We start from the raw sequence: 16532 nt of genomic DNA on the forward strand, positions 1-16532 counted from the left end.
GATAACGGGATGCTTACTTATCCCTTACCTCTGCGCGGGGTTTCACCCGCTACTCTTGGCCCGGTTTCACCGGACCTAGAACAGGTGGCTGTGCCGAACGGGGTGCGTTCGGCGTAAGAGCAAACGATAAGTCAGACCGCAGACCCAACCAACTAAGGTTGTGCTAAGTAACCCGTCTAGCCTGGGGTTTGTAACGGCTGCTTGCATCGTCGCGCGCGTCGTCCAGTGTAAAGCAGACTGGGGACCGGATCGATCCCACTACCTGCGTGAACGCTGTCGACGAGCAGACTCGAATCAGCTACCGGCCCGGGGCCGAAAGCTGAACTTACCTGCACCGCAGCAGATTTCCCTGCTGATGACCTGGTCAAACCTCCCACCTCCGCTAACCAGGGGTGGGGACTGTGAGATATTCCCGACACGGGCCCCCACAAGCACGCCAGTCAGCCGACCGTACGGTCTGTATCGCGGAATGTGCGCCACAGCACACCACTGGCTAACTTCTGGCAGTGTCATTCGACACAAATCGGGCACGGACGGCGGCGGAGCCCGGCTCGCCGCGTGCGACACGCCGAGGTCGGCGCGGAAATATCTCGGTCATCGCGATGGGCGGAGCCGCCTGATTGTGAGGCTGACCACAAGCACCGCCTCGCCACTCGGTGTGTCGGTCTCCGGCCTGTCACGCTGACACAACGAATCCATGCCAGTTTCGCCTTGCCTACCAATGTCGCCATGCCCAGTGGAGCGCACGACCCGGGGAGAATTCATGACCGGCTTACTCACCTGGCTCGGCGGAGGCCTCGCCTCGCCCCGGCGCCGGGACTCGGAAACGGGTGCTGACCTGGCTTTCAGCCATGAGCAGAGCCGCTATCTCGTCACCGGTGCCGCGGTGTCGCTGTTCGCGGTGGTCGCCGGTCTCGTCGCGTTGTCCGCGCTGCTGGCCGCCGCCGTCGGCGTTGTCGGCGCGGTGCTGTTCGCGCTGGTCATCACGGTCGCCGCGGGTGCGCTCGGCCGGGCGCTGGCGACCACTCGTCCCGGTGCCGACGTTGATCGGTTCGGCGTCGCGGCCCGGATCGGGGTCGGGGTGCTGGCGGGGGTCTTCGTCGCCGAACTCGCCGCCACCGTGCTGCTCGGCGGGACCGTCGACCGGGAACTGGATGTGCGTGCCCAGGCCGACGCCGAGATCGCGCCGGCCGTGGTCGCCGCCCGCACCTCGTTCGACCTGGCCAACGCCGACCGTGGTGCGCTCGACCTGAGCATCGCCAAGTCGCAGGCCGATATCGACCGCGCGCTGGTGATCGCCCGGTGCGAGTACAACCCCACCCCGGAATGCCCGCGGACCAGGATCACCGGGGTACCGGGTCGCGGTCCGGAAACCCAGACCGCCAACGACATGCTCGACGATGCCCGCAAACAGCTCGCCACTGCGCAGGGCCGCATCGAGGGCCTCGACCAGCGGGTTCGTACCGAGTCCGCCACGCTCGCCGCCGCCAGAACCAGCGCGATCGCCGAGGGCGACCGTGGTCTCGGCGCCCGCTGGCTGGCCATGAACAGCTACACCGCCGCACACGCGGGCGCCGCGGCCCTGCGACTGCTCATTCTGCTCGCGGGGATCGTGGTGGCCCTGCTGCCGCTGCTCTTGCGCTGGTGGCGCGGGGAAACCTCGCTGGACCGCAGTGTCGACGCCGCGGAAGTGGCCGATCGGGCCCAGCGTGCGGCCGACACCGCCATCGCGGTGAAACGCGCCGAGGTACGCACCGAGACGGCAGCATTGCGCGCCGAACACGAGCTCACTGCCGCGCAACTGGCCATCGAAGCCGATACCGTGATCGATCGAGAACGTCAGCGCACCAGGATCATCGCCGCGATCGGCGGTTTCGAGCTCGGGTTCGCCGAGCCGCATCGAAAGGACGACTCCGTGTCTCTGGAGCCGAACGTGACATCGCAGCTGCCCGCCGGTTATGTCCAGCACGCGCTGCCCGCCGGTACCGCCGGGGCGCTCGTCCCCGCACACCAGGTGCCAGCACAGCAGCCGCCCGCCAAGGCACCGACCGGCGGTGGCGGATTGGCATTGCCGATCATCGGGACGGTGCCGTTCACCGACACCGCCGCCCGCTGGATCCGGCCGCTGGTACCCGCTTTCGTCGCCAATGCGTTCGACTCGGCCACTCACCCGATGCGTACCGCGCGACAGGCGTTCGAAGAGGTCGAAGAGGTGACGTTCACCCTGCGACGCACACGCAAGGTCACCGTCGACACGCAGGACTCCGCGGCGCAGCAGCAGGTCCCCACCGGATACCAGCTGCCCGGTCAGCCCCCGCAGGGTTTCCTGCCGCCCGGCGCCTACCCGCAACAGCAGTACCAGCAGCCCTACCAGCCCTACCAGCCCTACGCCCAGCAGATCGCCTCGAACGTGGTCGACGCACCCGCGAGCCGCTTCCACCCGGACCCGCGTCAGTACCAATCGGCACCGAGCTACACCGCCCTGCCCGCCGGACAGGGCAACGGCCTGCCCGAGGCAGACAGCCACGGCGAACTCCCCGGCGGCACCGCCAACGAACTCCCCGGCAACCGTCGCCAACTGCCACCCGCCCGCTGAGTACAACCCGTCGCCGCCCAACCACGGCGTAGACCACCCCGACCGGGTACCCCTGATGTGTCCCTACCCAAAGGGGCCCGCCCCGATCTGGACTGACCGGAGGGTGCGACGAAGGAGTGCCCGGAGGGAGGGAAGATCGGGGCCTCAGGGGCCCCGCTCGAGCGCGCCAGCGCTCCAAAAATACAGCCCTGTAAACCACCCCCGAACCACTGAACCCGATGTGTCCTTACCGAACACAGTGGCGCGTACGCACCGCGCTGTAGGCCGCGAACAACAACACCGCGACGATCCCAACCACCGTCAGATGAATACCACTGACAAACGCCTGATTCGCCGACGACAGGAACTCCTGCGCCACCGCGGCGGGCAGCTCACCGGCCACCTCGACCGCGCCACTGAGCGAACCCGATGCGGCGGCCACCGCGTCATCGGGCAGCAAGGACAGGTCAAGGCCACGCCGGAAGATCGCCATCACGGTGCTCCCGAGCAGGGCGACACCGAGTGCGAGACCGGTCTCGTAGGCGGTCTCCGAGATCGCCGCGGCCGCACCGGCACGCTCCTGCGGCGCCGATCCGACGACCAGGTCGGCGGCCACGGTCATGGCCACGCCCGCACCGAGGCCGATGCCGGCGAAACCGAGCACGAACGCCTCGGCACCGCTCACCGCGTCGACCGCGAGGAAGACCGCCGAGCCCATCGCCGTGACAACCAGCGCACCGGCCAGCACCACTGTCGCGCGCCAGCGCCGCACGAGCCAGGCCGCCGCCAGCGAGCCGAGCACGCTCGCGGCGAGTCCGGGCAACATCAACAGACCCGCTTGCAAGGGCGTGCGCCCGAGAACCAGCTGTAGATACTGCGAGCCGAAGAACAGCACGCCTGCCAGGGCGAACACGGCGAGCAGGTTGGTGAACACCGCGACCCGGAACCTCGGCAACTCGAACAGCCGCAGGTCGAGCATCGGATCGGTCAGCCGACGCTGCCTGCGCACGAACAGCACGGCCGAGACCACACCGGCCAGGCCGACCAGCAGCGCGCCCACCGCCGGACCGTGCGCGGCGGTTTCCTTCACCGCGTAGACCACCGGAACCAGCGCCAGCATGGACAGCAGCGCGCTGAGCGCGTCGAACCGGCCGGGGTTCGGGTCACGTGATTCGGGGATGAGCAGCGGGGCCAGTGCCAGCAGCACCAGCATCACCGGCAGGTTCACCAGGAAAACCGATCCCCACCAGAAGTGTTCGAGCAGCCAGCCGCCGACCAGCGGACCGGCCGCGGCGCCACCACCGGCCATCGCACTCCATACGCCGATCGCCACCGTGCGCTGACGCGCGTCCTGGAACATCGAACGGATCAGCCCCAACGTGGCGGGCATCAGCGTGGCACCGGCCACGCCCTGCAAGACGCGCGCCGCGATCAGCATCTCCGGCGAAACCGCCCAGGCGGCCAGCGCCGAGGCGATGCCGAAGCCGACGGCACCGATCAGCAGCAGCCTGCGCCTGCCGATCCGGTCGCCGAGATTGCCCATCACCACCAGCAGGCCGGCGAGCACGAACGAGTACACGTCGATGATCCAGAGCAGCTGCGGGGTGCTCGGGGCGAGGTCGGCGCTGATCGCGGGCACGGCCAGGTCGAGCACGGTCGCGTCGACGGCCAGCAGTAAGAGGGCCAGGGCGAGTACGCCGAGGCCCGCCCATTCACGCGGGGTGGCGCGCGCCGGGCTGAGTGCGGTGGGGGTGTTCATCGGTCTCTCGACTTTCGGGTTTGATAAACCGTCCAGCCGGTACAGTAACAGAGAAACCGTCCAGACGGTACAGTGATCGCCGTGAGCCCCGGCACCCGCGATCGCATCCTCGACGCCCTGGAAACCCTGCTGCTCGAACGTGGCGCGGCCCAGATGACCCTCGACAACGTCGCCGCGGCGGCGGGCGTCTCCAAGGGCGGGCTGCTCTATCACTTCAAGAGCAAGGACGCCCTGCTCGTCGGACTGGTCCACCGGCTGAGCGAGCGCGTCGGCACCCAGCTCGGCGAAGCCAGGGCGAGCGGGACGCCGGTCGCCGAGTGGTACCTGCAGACGCCCGACCCCACCGTGCCCGACGATGCCGTCGAGCTGGCCCTCTACCGCTCGCTGCTGGCGACCATGCGCACGATCGACGCCTCGGCGGGCAGCGAACCCGACGAGGTGCAGCGCGCGCTCGACGCGACGATGACGGCCTGGTCCGACGACCTGGAGACAGAGGTGGACGACCCCGTCCGCGCCGACACCATCCGCCTGGTCGGCGACGGGGTCTACCTGCGCGCCCTGCTCGGCCTGTCGCAGATCGAGCCCGCGCGCTACCGCGCCGTCGTCGACCGGCTGCTCGAGCACTGACGCCGATTTCAGTGCGCCTCCGCCGCCGGTCCGAGATCGACGACACCCACCTGCTCGCCGGCGACACCCAGTGGACGGCTGTTCACCGAACACACCTGTGGACAATACGACGACCGGCAACCGGTGGAGGGTCACAAAAATGGCCACTACCAGTTGGCATAGCGACCCGAGTCGCACAGTGACCTACGCGACTCTGTGGCCGATCTAGATCTACCGGTTTACAGTTCGGGTGTGATCAACCGCGAGGGACCGGCGGGCGCGGCAAGATCAGCGCCCTGGGGCTCGCCGCTGCTCGGACCGGTCGACGAGAAATCGACGATCCGCCGCGTTCGAGTGCAGTTGCTGCTCACCATTCCGCTGCTCATCGCGAACCTGATCGGCATCACGATGGTGGTGGCGCTCGCCGGCTTCGTCCTGCCGGGACCGACCGTGTTCACCCGCGAATTGCTGCTGGTCAACAGCGTCTTCACGCCACTGTGCGTCGCGCTCGCGCTCGCGGGCGGCGCCGTGTGGGGCACGGTGGCGGGCCTGCGGTCCATGGGCTGGGCCACCGATCCAGACCACGTGCCGAATCCGGCCGAACAGCGAGTAACCGTGTCCGCGCCACGCTGGATGGTGCTGCAACAGGCCGTGCTGTGGACGTTGACGTTGACCGTGCTCACCGTCACCTACGGCGTGCTCGAGCCCGCGCTGATTCCCAAGGTCATCCTCGCGATCGGCGCCGCGGCGATCGTGGTGTGCGCCAACAGCTATCTGATCATCGAATTCGCGCTGCGCCCGGTCACCGCGCGCGTGCTGGCCGCCGACCCGCAACGCCGCCGCGGCATCGGTGTGTTCGGCCGGACGATGCTGTCGTGGCTGGTCGGCGTCGGGGTGCCGGTGGCGCTGACCATGACGGTCGCGATCTGGGCGCTGGCCGACCCCGCGGTGAGCAAGGCCAGGCTCGCGGTGTGCGTGCTCAGCCTCGGCGGCTCGGCGCTGGTGTTCGGGTTGATTCTGATGGCCCAGGTCGTCGCGGCGACGGTGGCTCCGATCAAGGGTGTCCGCCAGGCACTGCGCCGCGTCGAGCAGGGCGACCTCGACGCCGAGATCACCCTCTACGACGGCACCGAGCTGGGCGAACTGCAGAGCGGTTTCAACCGGATGGTGCACGGCCTGCGCGAACGGGCGATGATCGAGGACCTGTTCGGCAAACACGTCGGCCACGATGTCGCGATGGCGGCGATCGCCTCCCAGCCGGTGCTCGGCGGCACCGAAACCGAGGCCGCTGCCCTGTTCATCGACATCATCGGCTCGACCACGATGGCGGCAACCCGGCCCGCGCCCGAGATCGTCGGCATCCTCAACCGGTTCTTCGACATCGTCGTCGACGAGGTGGAACGGCACGGTGGGCTGCTCAACAAGTTCGAGGGCGACGCGGCGCTGGCCGTGTTCGGCACCCCGGCCCCCCTCGACGACCTGGCGGGTTCGGCGCTGTCGTGCGGCCGGGCGATCCAGCGTCGACTACGCGATGCGTCCGATCTCGACGCGGGTATCGGCGTGGCGGCGGGGCGAGTGGTCGCGGGCAATGTGGGCACGCACAATCGGTACGAATTCACGGTGATCGGCGATGCGGTCAACGAGGCGGCTCGGCTGTGTGAACTGTCCAAGCAGCACGACGAACGCTTGCTCACCTCGGCGACGACGCTTGCCGCGGCTGCCGACTCCGAATCCGCGCACTGGGTTCTGGGCGAGAAGGTCACGCTGCGTGGGCGATTGGAGCCGACGCATGTTGCGCTGCCGAGGTTGTCTGATTTATTGGAGCGCTGACGCGCTCGAGTCGGGGCCCTTCGGGCCCCCGATCTTCCCTCCCTCCGGGCACTCCTTCGTCGCACCCTCCACTCAGTCCAGATCGGGGCGGGCCCCTCCGGGTAAGGACACATCAGGGTTACCCGGCCCAGGCTGTGTGCCCAGGTCGCGACACAACAGCGCTACCCGACCCAGGCAGTACACCCAGGTCGCGAGATTCAGGCCTACGCGGTCCGGGTGGCGGGGGCTGAGTCCCACGCGCACGACGCATCGACCGGGCGGTTCGGGTGGGAATGACTACACTCGTCGGCGTGCGTCCCGCCGTCGAAACGGTTGGCGCCGTCGGGGCGGGAGTCGATCCGGCGCCGGTGCCTGCGCCGGTGCCGCCAATGCCGCCTACGGTGCCGATCCGCCCCTTGCGTTTCCGCGAATTGCTCGATGAGCCGTTCGCCCTGATCCAGGCCCATCTCCGGGCCTTCGCGGTGCTCGGCGGCAGTGCGCTGGTGCTCGCGGTGCTCGGCGTGCTCGGGCTCACGGGCTTGGTCTCCCATCTCACCGACGGCTCCGACGCGGGTACCGCGTGGGCGGCGGTCCTGGCGACCGCGGCGGCGGTGTGGCTGGTGCGCCTGGTCCTGCGCGGTGCGACCGTCGCCATCGCGCTCGCCGATTTCCACGGGGTGAGGTACGGCGTGCTCGACGGGTTGCGGGCCGCGGCCCGGCGCGCGATGCCGCTGGTGCTGGCACAGATCATGTTCACGCTCACCGGCATCGGGGTGCTGCTGCTCGGCAGCATTCTGGTGATCACCTATCCGCTCGCGCTGATCTGGCTCTCGCATGTGCGGTCGCGCCGGTTCGTCACCGAACCGGCGATCATCGCCGAACACGCGGGTTTCGGTGTGGGCGTTGCCCGTTCGAAGGAACTCATGCACGGTGCCGTCTGGTCGACCGCGGGTCTGTGGCTCACCCAGCGGTGCATCTTCGCCGTGCTCGCGGTGCCCGCGTTCGGTATTCCGTTCTTCCTCTCCGACTTCTCCGGCACCCACCGCTGGGCCGTCATCACGCTGCTCGTCGGCGGATTTCTGCTGGTGGTGACGGTGAGCGAGATCGTGGAGGCGACCAGCCGCGCGCTCTGCTACATCAGCAGGCGGTGCGTCCGGGAAGGTATGGACATCAGCATCCCCGGTGATCGCCGGTGACCGACTCCCCCGATGACGTTCCACCCCGGCCTCGCCTCGGTGCCGCCGCCGAGCACCGTGCGGCCGCCGAGAATGCCGCCGGTCGACGCGACTACGACCGTGCACTGCGCGAACGCTTCCGCGCCGTCCTGCGCGGACTCGAGCAGGACGGCAGCTTGCCGGTGCGTCGCTCGCGCACCGCGCAGGAGACCGCCGACGATGCCACCACCGCACTCCCGCTGGAGCAGTCCACCGAATTGCACCCGGCGGCACGGAGTTTCGACGAAGTCGTCTACGGCGGACGCGCGGCCACCGAGGACGAGTACCGCCGGCTCGAATACGCCGACCGGTACTCCCAATCAGCACCACCGCCCGTGCTCGACCCGCTCGAGATCGAGGTCGTCGAACGAGAACCCAAGCAGCGCAGGAAACTTCCCCCGCTGCCCGGGATCTTGCGCAGCCCACGCTTCTGGGCGGCCCTCGCCGCCGGACTCGCCATCGCGCTGCTGCTCTACGCCACCATGCAGTCATGCGGCGCCCCCAACGCGCCCGACACCCCAGACCTGCCCGACCCGCCGGATCCACCCGACCGGCCGCGCGACGACAGCGACCTCGATTTCGGCAGCGGCAAGGACTCGATCTTCACCCGCCTGCCCGGCTGGCTGGCGTTCGGCGGCCTGCAATTCCTGCTCGCCTTCGCCGCGCTGATCTGGTGGCGGGCGCGCAGGCGTGGCGCGCTGGTCGGCGAGCCGCGCCCGGTCGAGGTCGCCGCGAACGAGCTGCTCGCGGGGCAGGCGGGCCTGTACCGACGCTCCGGCGACGTGGCCCATGTGGCGCACATCTTGCGCGCGGCGACGCTGCGCCGGATCAAGCCACGGCTGGGCGGCGAGCTCACCAACGATCAACTCGTCGACGCCGTGTCGAGCCGCCTCGGCGTCCCCGCGCGACAGATCGGCACAGTCCTGTTCGGTGACGTACCGGATGAGACGACCCTCAATGACATTGCCGCACACCTCGAATGGATCGAGACGGAGCTCGGATGACAAATATCTCCAAGGACGCTGTGCTGCTCGAGACCCCGAGCGCACAGGAAGCCGCGGCCGCACTGGCCGCACTGCGCACCGAGATCGGCAAGGCGGTGGTCGGCAACGACCAGGCCGTGCTGTACCTGGTGCTGGCACTGCTGTGCCGCGGCCACGTACTGCTGGAAGGTGTTCCTGGCGTGGCGAAGACGCTGCTGGTACGCGCCCTGGCCACCTCGCTGGCACTCGAACACGCGCGCGTGCAGTTCACCCCGGACCTGATGCCGGGCGATGTCACCGGATCCCAGATCTACGACCCACATTCAGCCGAGTTCACCTTCCGCAAGGGCCCGGTCTTCACCAACCTGCTGCTGGCCGACGAGATCAACCGCACCCCACCGAAAACTCAGTCCTCGCTGCTGGAATCGATGGAGGAGCGCCAGGTTTCGGTGGACGGTCAGCCGCGTCCGCTGCCCGATCCGTTCGTGGTGGTTGCCACCCAGAACCCGATCGAGCAGGAGGGTACCTATCCGCTGCCCGAAGCCCAGCTCGACCGGTTCTTGTTCAAGGTCGACATCCGGCTGCCCGAGCGCGACGACGAGTTCCGCATCCTGCAACGGCATGCGAGCGGCTTCGACCCGCGTGATCTCGGTGCCGCCGGATTGCGGCCGGTCGCCGGGCCCGAGCACCTCGCGGCCGCGCGCGCCGCGGTGGGCGAGGTGGCGGTGAGCCCGGAGGTGCTGGCCTACATCGTCGATCTGTGCCGTGCCACCCGCTCCTCCCCCGCCGTCGCGCACGGCGCGTCCACCCGTGGCGCGACCGCGCTGCTGGCCGCCGCCCGCGCCTTCGCGTGGCTCAACGGCCGCGCCTACGTGACGCCCGATGACGTGAAAACGGTGGCGATGGCCGTACTTCGGCATCGTTTGCAGTTGCGTCCGGAGGCCGAGCTGGACGGGGTGAGCACCGAGGGTGTGCTCTCGTCGCTGCTGGTCTCGGTGCCGGTTCCGGTCTAGCGACGTGGTGGTCACAGGCCGATTCGCGCTACTCGCCACGCTCGCGGCGGCGGTGGTGATGTTCGTGGTGCCGACCGGGATCGGGGTACTCGGCGCGTGCGCGGTGCTGGTGGCGCTGCTGCTCACCGATCTCGCGCTCACCGCGCGGGCGGATTCGCTGTCGCTGACCCGCGATCCGTTGACGGTGGTGCGGCTCGGTCGCGGCACCGAGGTGGAACTGGTGGTCACCAATACCGGCACGGCCACCGTGCGCGGCATGCTGTGGGACGCCTGGCCCGACAGCGCGCGTGCCGAAATCCGCGAACAGCACCTTGATCTGGCTCCGCACACCCGAATTCGCTTGCGCACCAGCCTGACTCCCACCTATCGCGGCGATCGGGTCGCAGGACCGGTGACGGTACGGCTGCTCGGGCCGCTGGGTCTGGCGGGACGGCAGAGCCGGGTCGATGTGCCCGCCAGGGTGCGCGCGCTGCCCGCGTTTCGCAGTGAGCGACTGCTGCGTTCGAAGGTGAAGCGGCTGCATCATCTCGAGGGCCGCAATGTCGCCAATACGCGCGGGCAGGGCACCGAGTTCGATTCGTTCCGCGAGTACGTGGCGGGCGATGACGTGCGCAGCATCGACTGGCGGGCCACCGCGCGCGCCAATGACGTACTGGTCCGGACCTGGCGGCCCGAACGCAACCGGCAGCTGCTGATGGTCCTCGATACCGGGCGGGCCAGTGCGGGCCGGGTCGGCGATAGCACCCGGCTCGACAGTGCGATCGAAGCGGCGCTGCTGCTCGGCGGGCTGGCCGCGGCCGCGGGCGATACGGTCGATCTGCTGGCCTACGACCGCCGAGTGCGCGCGGAAGTAAGTGGTGCGAGCGGCAATCAGCTGCCGCTGAAACTTATGCACACCCTTGCGGGGGTTACTCCACAGCTGGTGGACACCGACACTGACGGGCTGGTTCGCACCGTGATCTCGCGGGTTCGCAGGCGGGCGTTGATCGTGTGGTTCACCAGTCTCGACGGGCCGACCGTCACCGAGCACCTGGTGCCCGCACTGCCGACGCTCACGCGGCGTCATCGGGTGCTGATCGTCTCCGTCACCGATCCCGATATCGCCGCGGCGGCGGGCGATCGTGCGGCGGTCTACACCGCTGCCGCCGCCGAAACCGTGCTGGCCGAACGCGCCTTCGTGCAGGAATCACTGCGGCGGCGCGGGGTGGCTGTGGTGGCCGCGGCCCCCGATCACCTGCCCGAGGCGCTGGCCGACGAATACCTCGAACTCAAGCAGTCCGGCTCGCTGTGATCTGTGGACATCGCGAATTGTGCACAACCGCACGTGGTTGTGGATAACCGCAGTTTCCACCAGTACTCACAGGTCATCCACCGACTCGCCAACAGATTCATCCACAGGCTGGGTTGTGCACAGGTAGGTTCGCGCGCAGCCTGATTCGTGCACAGCTGATTCATCCACAGCCTGTGCATTTACCTCAGCGAAAGCTGCTGTCGCCGAGCGAGAATCGCGCCGAGCACGTGATACGGCGGGTAGCCGACAGGCACCGGGCAGCGCAGCGCCGCACACATCGCCTCGACAAGCTGAGTGCCCAAATAGTGCTGTGTGGGCGGCGTGAGTGTCGGCAGCCGGATCAGATACCGTCGCGCCGCGCCGGCCAGTTCGTCGGAGATCGCACTCGGATCCAGCTGCGCCGACCAGCCTGTCAACCACGGCGGCGCGACGGCCAGCGACGGCATCGGCATGGCCTGGCGGGTGTGCACAACTACCGTTCCGGCCAGCACGTCGCCCACTCGCTTGCCATCGCGCGAACACAGCGACGTGACAACGGCGACCGCGCCGAACGCACCGAGCATCCAGAAATCCACAATCGCCCCCGCGAGGCCGCGGGTGAGCGCGTGCCGGAAGTCGATCGGCCCGGCGTCGGCCCGCACCACACGCAATCCGAACGCCAGCTTGCCCAGTGATCGCCCGCGCGAGACGGTTTCGCTGCACACCGGGTAGGCGATCAGCACGGTCACCAGCGTGACGACCGCCGTCACCGAGAACCAGGCGGAGTCGGCGTCAGTGGCCAGCAGCACGAGCATCAAGATGTACTGCAGGGTCGCGGCGAGGGCGAGCTGGAGCATCAGGTCGAGCAGAAAAGCGCCCGCACGGCTGGGTATGCGCGCGATCGGCAGTTCGAGCGCTACCGCTTCGCCGGTGGTGAATTCAGCCATGTGGCTAGCATTCCCGATATGGACACCGATGCCTACAGCTGGGCGAATCAACGGTCGTGGTATCGGCTGGATCAGCTGGTTCGCCAGCGCAAGCTTTCCGGCGCGGAGGCCGATGAGCTGGTGCGGTTGTATCGGTCCACCTCGCAGCAGCTGGCGAGATTGCAGGCGCACCACCCGGATCCGGAGCTCGTCGACCGGCTCAGCGCGCTGCTGGCGCGCGCACGCGGGCGGGTACTCGCGGCGCGGTCGCAGCCGTGGCGCGAAGTGGGCCGGTTCTTCACCCGCCACTTTCCATCAGCTGTGTATAGAGCCTGGCCGTGGTGGTTGGGGACAACTGCGATCTTTCTCGCCGTCGCGGGTGTGATCGGCGTGCTTGTCGATCGTTCGGCCGCGGCTCGCGATGCGCTGGGGATACCCGAGGGCGACCTGTCAGATGTCACCGGACCTGGGGGTTCGTTCGAGACGTACTACTCGGAGCACCCCAACGAGGCCTTCGCCGCGAAGGTGTGGACACACAATTCGCTGGTGTCGGCGATCGCGTTGTTCACCGGTGTACTGATCCTCCCGGCTGTGTACGCACTGTTCATGAATGCGCTGAATCTGGGGATAACCGGTGGATTGATGGCCGAGGCGGGCCGGCTGGATTCGTTCTTCGGCTTCATCCTGCCGCACGGCACGCTGGAGCTCACCGCGCTGTTCGTCGCGGGCGGGGTGGGGTTGAAGCTCGGGTGGACGCTGGTCGACCCGGGACGGCGCAGCAGGGCGGCCGCGATGGCCAGGCAGGGGCGCGCGACCGCGACGGTGGCGCTCGGGCTGGTGTGCGTGCTGCTGGTGTGTGGGCTGCTGGAGGGTTTCGTGACCCCGAGCCCGCTGCCCGCGCCCGTGCGGATCGCGCTGGGGTTCACGGCCGAGGCGCTGTTCCTGTACTACGTCTTCGGGATCGGCAGGCGGGTGGCCGAGGAACAGGATGCCGAGGCAGCGATACCGGTGATGTCGGCGGATCCGGCCGACCGGTGGCTGATGGCGCCGGCGAAGGTTCTCGACCGGGCGTGAGCTCGCATCTGCACGTACATCTGTGCGGCCGACAACTCCGAGCACACCGCGCCGGGACAGCACCGGACAATCGGCAGCTACGGAAGGTTAAGAGACGGTGAAGAACTCCCCCATTTGAGTTCCGCTGGCCGCAGCGAGTCGGGCTCGAACTGCGGCCAGCGTTACCGTCAACTGTACACAATCGTTATGCCCATGCAACCCCCAACGCGCAGGTCCGGGGTAGGAATTGCGAACGTGCAAAGGCCTGTGGACGCACTGTTTTTCACCCCCTCAGCAAACTTCCGGCGCCACCTTCATCGCGCTGTCGGCGGCACCGAGAATTCACCCCGAGCAAACCTTCGATAACGAGTCACGCATCCTCGATGGCACCCGCGCGCGAATTTCGGGCAAGGTTGCCCCGGATCACACCGACCCCTCCCCATAGCTGTCACCTGGGGTTTCGGCAACGGAATTACGGTTGCCGACTACTTGAAACAGGAAAAGAGACTTCAAGTTTGTTAACTACTCTGCAAACAAGACGCACGCCCAGCAATCGCCGTGAAACACCGAATTCATCGGCTCTAACTGGACGGACGACTGGTTGCGAAAGGTCCGCCGAACGGACAGAAATCGGCAGAAGAACATCCGGAATACAAGGTTGCACGGGCAGTGTGACCTTCGCCTCACCTGCGGTGATCGGGCCTGTGCAGGCATGCGAGACCCGGTGAACGGCCAGACGGCGCGTCGATATCGCCAACGCTGCGATAAGTCGTCAGGCAGCCGAAACAGGCGCGGGGTCGGGTTTGCGCGGGCGAGGCGGCCTCAGCCGACCCGGACGACCCCCGAGATGGTTCCCTGCCACAGCGCGCCGTCACGGGTGATGAGCGCGGCCATCTGCAGCGGGTCCTCGGCGACCGTGCCCGGCAGCGGAGTCGAGGCGCGTACGGCGCCCGTCGCCGGGTCGATAACGACATAGTCGAATCCGTCGAGGGGGGTTGTCACGTCGGGTCCGACACGGCGCAGAGTGTGGATGCCGTCGTCGGCGAGCGACAGTCGCGGGACGGCCGCGCTGCGTACCCGGCTGTCCCACACCGGGACACAACCCTCGGCAGTGAGATCGACCCGGCTCAGGCCGCCGCGAAACGGCGCGCTCGCCGGAACGGCCGGGCCTGCGCCCTCGGGAACGGTGGGATACGGATAGCCGTAGGTGCTCGCGACGAAGATCGACGAACCGACCGCGATCGGCGAATTCTCGCTGCCGCCGACAGGAACCGGAACCGAGCAGACCTGCTCACCCGAACCGGAGCGCGCCACGATGAGCCGCACCTGATCGTCGGCATTGTCGACGATGGCGAGATACTCGTCGCCGCGCACCGGCCCGAAGTACGTCGGCGTCGAGCCGGTGCCCCAGCTGAGCTGACCCGGTTTCCGCGCGCTACCGCGATCGTAGGCAGATCGCCAACGAATCTCGGGCTCACCGGCTTTCGCATACAGCTCGTACAGCGCATGCGTACTCGCCACGGCCACACCGCCATTGGGCGCCGACGAAATGCTGTTGGCCACCAGTTCCCCGGATGGCAGCGCTACCGTCCCCACCCGCCCTTGCGGTTCGACGAACCCGACCACCCCATGTCCCGTCGCGAACCAGACGTTGCCTGCCCAATCGGGAACGAGTCCGGTCACGTTGTCGCCCTGGGGAATCGAGCTGCTCAGATCCGCCTGCACGGTGGCGGTCAACCGCCACGCACCGTCGTCACCGCGAACATGAGTGACCCGCAGCAGCCGTCGCCCACCGTCGACAACCACCAGCCGATCCTCGTTGTCGAGATAGGCATACACCCCGCCGAGCAAGCTCCCCTTGGTCAGCGGCAACGAAGCAAGCGCGCCACCGACCGGCCCCGACGCTCCCGAGTCGAACAGAAACACCGTCGGCGTCTGCCCCGCGATGGCGGTGCACAACCCCACCACCAAGCCATCCGCGCCTTCGAGCAGCGTCGGGCACGCCGCCCCGAGCGGATACACCGTGACACCGGCCCCGGCGGCAGGCCCGGCCAGCGGAGTCACATCCGATGACCCCGCATCCCCGTGCATGGTCGCTGTCCCGAGCGGACCGAGGAAAGGGTTGGCCACGAGCGGGCCGGTCACCGGCGGCGGGTCGGCCGACGCGGGAATCGACCAGGCACCCGACGAGACGAGGGCCAGGACGGCGGCGCGGGCAATGAAGCGGCGGGTTGCAGGCGGCACGGTCTGTATCGAACCCGAATTCCGGTCGGAGGAAAAGTATTCGGCTCACCCTGCGGCACCAGCGACGAGAAAACGCCGCCTACGATGGCGGCATGACCGGGGTCAAAGATCGCCTGCTCACGACAATCGCCGGGCAGCTCGGCAATCCGCACGGTGTGCTCGGCAAGGGCGTGGCGTTCGTGCTCAATCGCGGGAACAAGCGTGCCATCGCAGCGGCCGTCGCCGCCGCGGCGCCGACCGCCGGGGCAACGGTCGCCGATATCGGCTTCGGTGGCGGGGTCGGCCTGGAGTTGTTGCTGGCCCGCGTCGGTGCCGAAGGCGTGGTGTACGGCGTCGAGCCGTCGCCCGACATGCTCGCCCGCGCCCGTGGCCGTTTCGCCATGGAGGTCGCCGAGGGCCGCCTCGCGCTCGCCGACGGCACCCTCACCGCGCTCCCGCTGCCCGACGCGAGTGTGCACGCGGCGATCACCGTCAACACCATCTACTTCCTCGACGACCTCCCCGCCGCCTGCGCCGAACTCGCTCGCGTGCTGCGCCCCGGCGGCACCGCGGTGATCGGGATCGGCGATCCCGAAGCCATGGCCACCATGCCCTTCACGCCTTATGGATTCACTTTGCGTCCGGTTGCCGATGTGGTGGCGGCACTGACCACCGCGGGACTGACCGTGGAGCAGCGCACCTTGGCGAATCCGCCGATCCCGCACCATCTGCTGATCGCCCGCAAGGTCTGACCAGAACTCTTGACCTCACCGTGCCTTCAACGACGAGCTCGACAACCAAGTCGGCACGGCGACAAAGGGCCTATTAGTACAGGCAAGAACCGACGCGGGCCTGACCATCGCCATGCCCGCCCCTGACCCCCGGAAATGACTGAAGGCCCGATCCAGAAGGATCGAGCCTTAGTCTGTGTGGGCGAAGGGGGACTTGAACCCCCACGTCCTTACGGACACTGGCACCTGAAGCCAGCGCGTCTGCCATTCCGCCACTCGCCCGAGCGACTGGAAAAATCTAACATGCCCCGCGGGCGAAAATAAAATCGATTCTCTGACCTGCGGTGATGCCGTTGAAGCCAGCGCGGGA

General features: G+C 68.2%; 12 protein-coding genes and 1 tRNA gene. 9 read left to right on the top strand and 4 right to left on the bottom strand.

What is annotated here, in order from left to right; genetic code table 11:
* The first annotated feature begins 763 nt into the window (after window positions 1-763).
* Window positions 764-2596, top strand: a complete 1833-nt coding sequence (locus tag ACFWO8_RS09930; protein ID WP_378947097.1) for a DUF4407 domain-containing protein — start codon at window positions 764-766, stop codon at window positions 2594-2596.
* A gap of 226 nt (window positions 2597-2822) precedes the next feature.
* Here ACFWO8_RS09930 and ACFWO8_RS09935 read toward each other — a convergent pair whose 3' ends face one another.
* Window positions 2823-4334 (bottom strand): MFS transporter, encoded by a 1512-nt coding sequence (locus tag ACFWO8_RS09935; RefSeq protein WP_378947100.1) that lies wholly within the window; start codon window positions 4332-4334, stop codon window positions 2823-2825.
* 81 nt (window positions 4335-4415) lie between these two features.
* Here ACFWO8_RS09935 and ACFWO8_RS09940 point away from each other — a divergent pair, with 81 nt between their 5' ends.
* The 6 genes from ACFWO8_RS09940 to ACFWO8_RS09965 all read left to right on the top strand — a co-directional run bounded on the left by ACFWO8_RS09940 (window position 4416) and on the right by ACFWO8_RS09965 (window position 11250).
* Window positions 4416-4961 carry a TetR/AcrR family transcriptional regulator gene (locus ACFWO8_RS09940; RefSeq protein ID WP_378947103.1) on the top strand — a complete coding sequence of 182 codons (546 nt, stop codon included), beginning with the start codon at window positions 4416-4418 and terminating at the stop codon, window positions 4959-4961.
* Window positions 4962-5192: 231 nt separating this feature from the next.
* Entirely contained in the window at window positions 5193-6770 is a 1578-nt protein-coding gene (locus ACFWO8_RS09945; protein WP_378947106.1) for an adenylate/guanylate cyclase domain-containing protein, read from the top strand.
* Between the two features lie 272 nt (window positions 6771-7042).
* Window positions 7043-7945, top strand: coding sequence for a hypothetical protein (locus ACFWO8_RS09950; RefSeq protein ID WP_378947109.1), 903 nt, complete (start codon window positions 7043-7045; stop codon window positions 7943-7945).
* Window positions 7942-8967: a DUF4129 domain-containing protein gene (locus ACFWO8_RS09955; protein WP_378947112.1), complete on the top strand. Its 1026-nt coding sequence runs from the start codon at window positions 7942-7944 to the stop codon at window positions 8965-8967. Before ACFWO8_RS09950 ends, ACFWO8_RS09955 begins: the two co-directional genes overlap by 4 nt.
* The gene (locus ACFWO8_RS09960; RefSeq protein WP_378947115.1) at window positions 8964-9959 is read left to right on the top strand and encodes an AAA family ATPase; all 996 of its coding nucleotides are present in this window, start codon (window positions 8964-8966) and stop codon (window positions 9957-9959) included. Before ACFWO8_RS09955 ends, ACFWO8_RS09960 begins: the two co-directional genes overlap by 4 nt.
* Before the next feature lie 4 nt (window positions 9960-9963).
* Window positions 9964-11250, top strand: a complete 1287-nt coding sequence (locus ACFWO8_RS09965; RefSeq protein ID WP_378947118.1) for a DUF58 domain-containing protein — start codon at window positions 9964-9966, stop codon at window positions 11248-11250.
* Window positions 11251-11429: 179 nt separating this feature from the next.
* On the opposite strand, the gene ACFWO8_RS09970 is transcribed toward ACFWO8_RS09965, so the two are convergent.
* Window positions 11430-12176, bottom strand: a complete 747-nt coding sequence (locus tag ACFWO8_RS09970) for an RDD family protein (RefSeq protein WP_378947121.1) — start codon at window positions 12174-12176, stop codon at window positions 11430-11432.
* 18 nt (window positions 12177-12194) lie between these two features.
* Between ACFWO8_RS09970 and ACFWO8_RS09975 the strand changes: the two genes are divergently transcribed.
* Window positions 12195-13229 carry a stage II sporulation protein M gene (locus tag ACFWO8_RS09975; protein ID WP_378947124.1) on the top strand — a complete coding sequence of 345 codons (1035 nt, stop codon included), beginning with the start codon at window positions 12195-12197 and terminating at the stop codon, window positions 13227-13229.
* 801 nt (window positions 13230-14030) lie between these two features.
* On the opposite strand, the gene ACFWO8_RS09980 is transcribed toward ACFWO8_RS09975, so the two are convergent.
* Window positions 14031-15452, bottom strand: a complete 1422-nt coding sequence (locus ACFWO8_RS09980; protein ID WP_378947127.1) for a hypothetical protein — start codon at window positions 15450-15452, stop codon at window positions 14031-14033.
* 92 nt (window positions 15453-15544) lie between these two features.
* Here ACFWO8_RS09980 and ACFWO8_RS09985 point away from each other — a divergent pair, with 92 nt between their 5' ends.
* Window positions 15545-16183, top strand: coding sequence for a class I SAM-dependent methyltransferase (locus ACFWO8_RS09985; RefSeq protein WP_378947130.1), 639 nt, complete (start codon window positions 15545-15547; stop codon window positions 16181-16183).
* A 178-nt stretch (window positions 16184-16361) separates the two neighbouring features.
* On the opposite strand, the gene ACFWO8_RS09990 is transcribed toward ACFWO8_RS09985, so the two are convergent.
* Window positions 16362-16444, bottom strand: a tRNA-Leu gene (locus ACFWO8_RS09990).
* Between the last annotated feature and the right edge of the window lie 88 nt (window positions 16445-16532).

The sequence above is a fragment of the Nocardia sp. NPDC058480 genome, from assembly GCF_042720495.1.
Classification (GTDB): domain Bacteria; phylum Actinomycetota; class Actinomycetes; order Mycobacteriales; family Mycobacteriaceae; genus Nocardia.

Coding starts and splice junctions, on each gene's coding strand:
- ACFWO8_RS09930 (WP_378947097.1), top strand. CDS start 764: ATGACCGGCTTACTCACCTGGCTCGGCGGAGGCCTCGCCTCGCCCCGG.
- ACFWO8_RS09935 (WP_378947100.1), bottom strand. CDS start 4,334: ATGAACACCCCCACCGCACTCAGCCCGGCGCGCGCCACCCCGCGTGAA.
- ACFWO8_RS09950 (WP_378947109.1), top strand. CDS start 7,043: ATGACTACACTCGTCGGCGTGCGTCCCGCCGTCGAAACGGTTGGCGCC.
- ACFWO8_RS09960 (WP_378947115.1), top strand. CDS start 8,964: ATGACAAATATCTCCAAGGACGCTGTGCTGCTCGAGACCCCGAGCGCA.
- ACFWO8_RS09970 (WP_378947121.1), bottom strand. CDS start 12,176: ATGGCTGAATTCACCACCGGCGAAGCGGTAGCGCTCGAACTGCCGATC.
- ACFWO8_RS09975 (WP_378947124.1), top strand. CDS start 12,195: ATGGACACCGATGCCTACAGCTGGGCGAATCAACGGTCGTGGTATCGG.
- ACFWO8_RS09985 (WP_378947130.1), top strand. CDS start 15,545: ATGACCGGGGTCAAAGATCGCCTGCTCACGACAATCGCCGGGCAGCTC.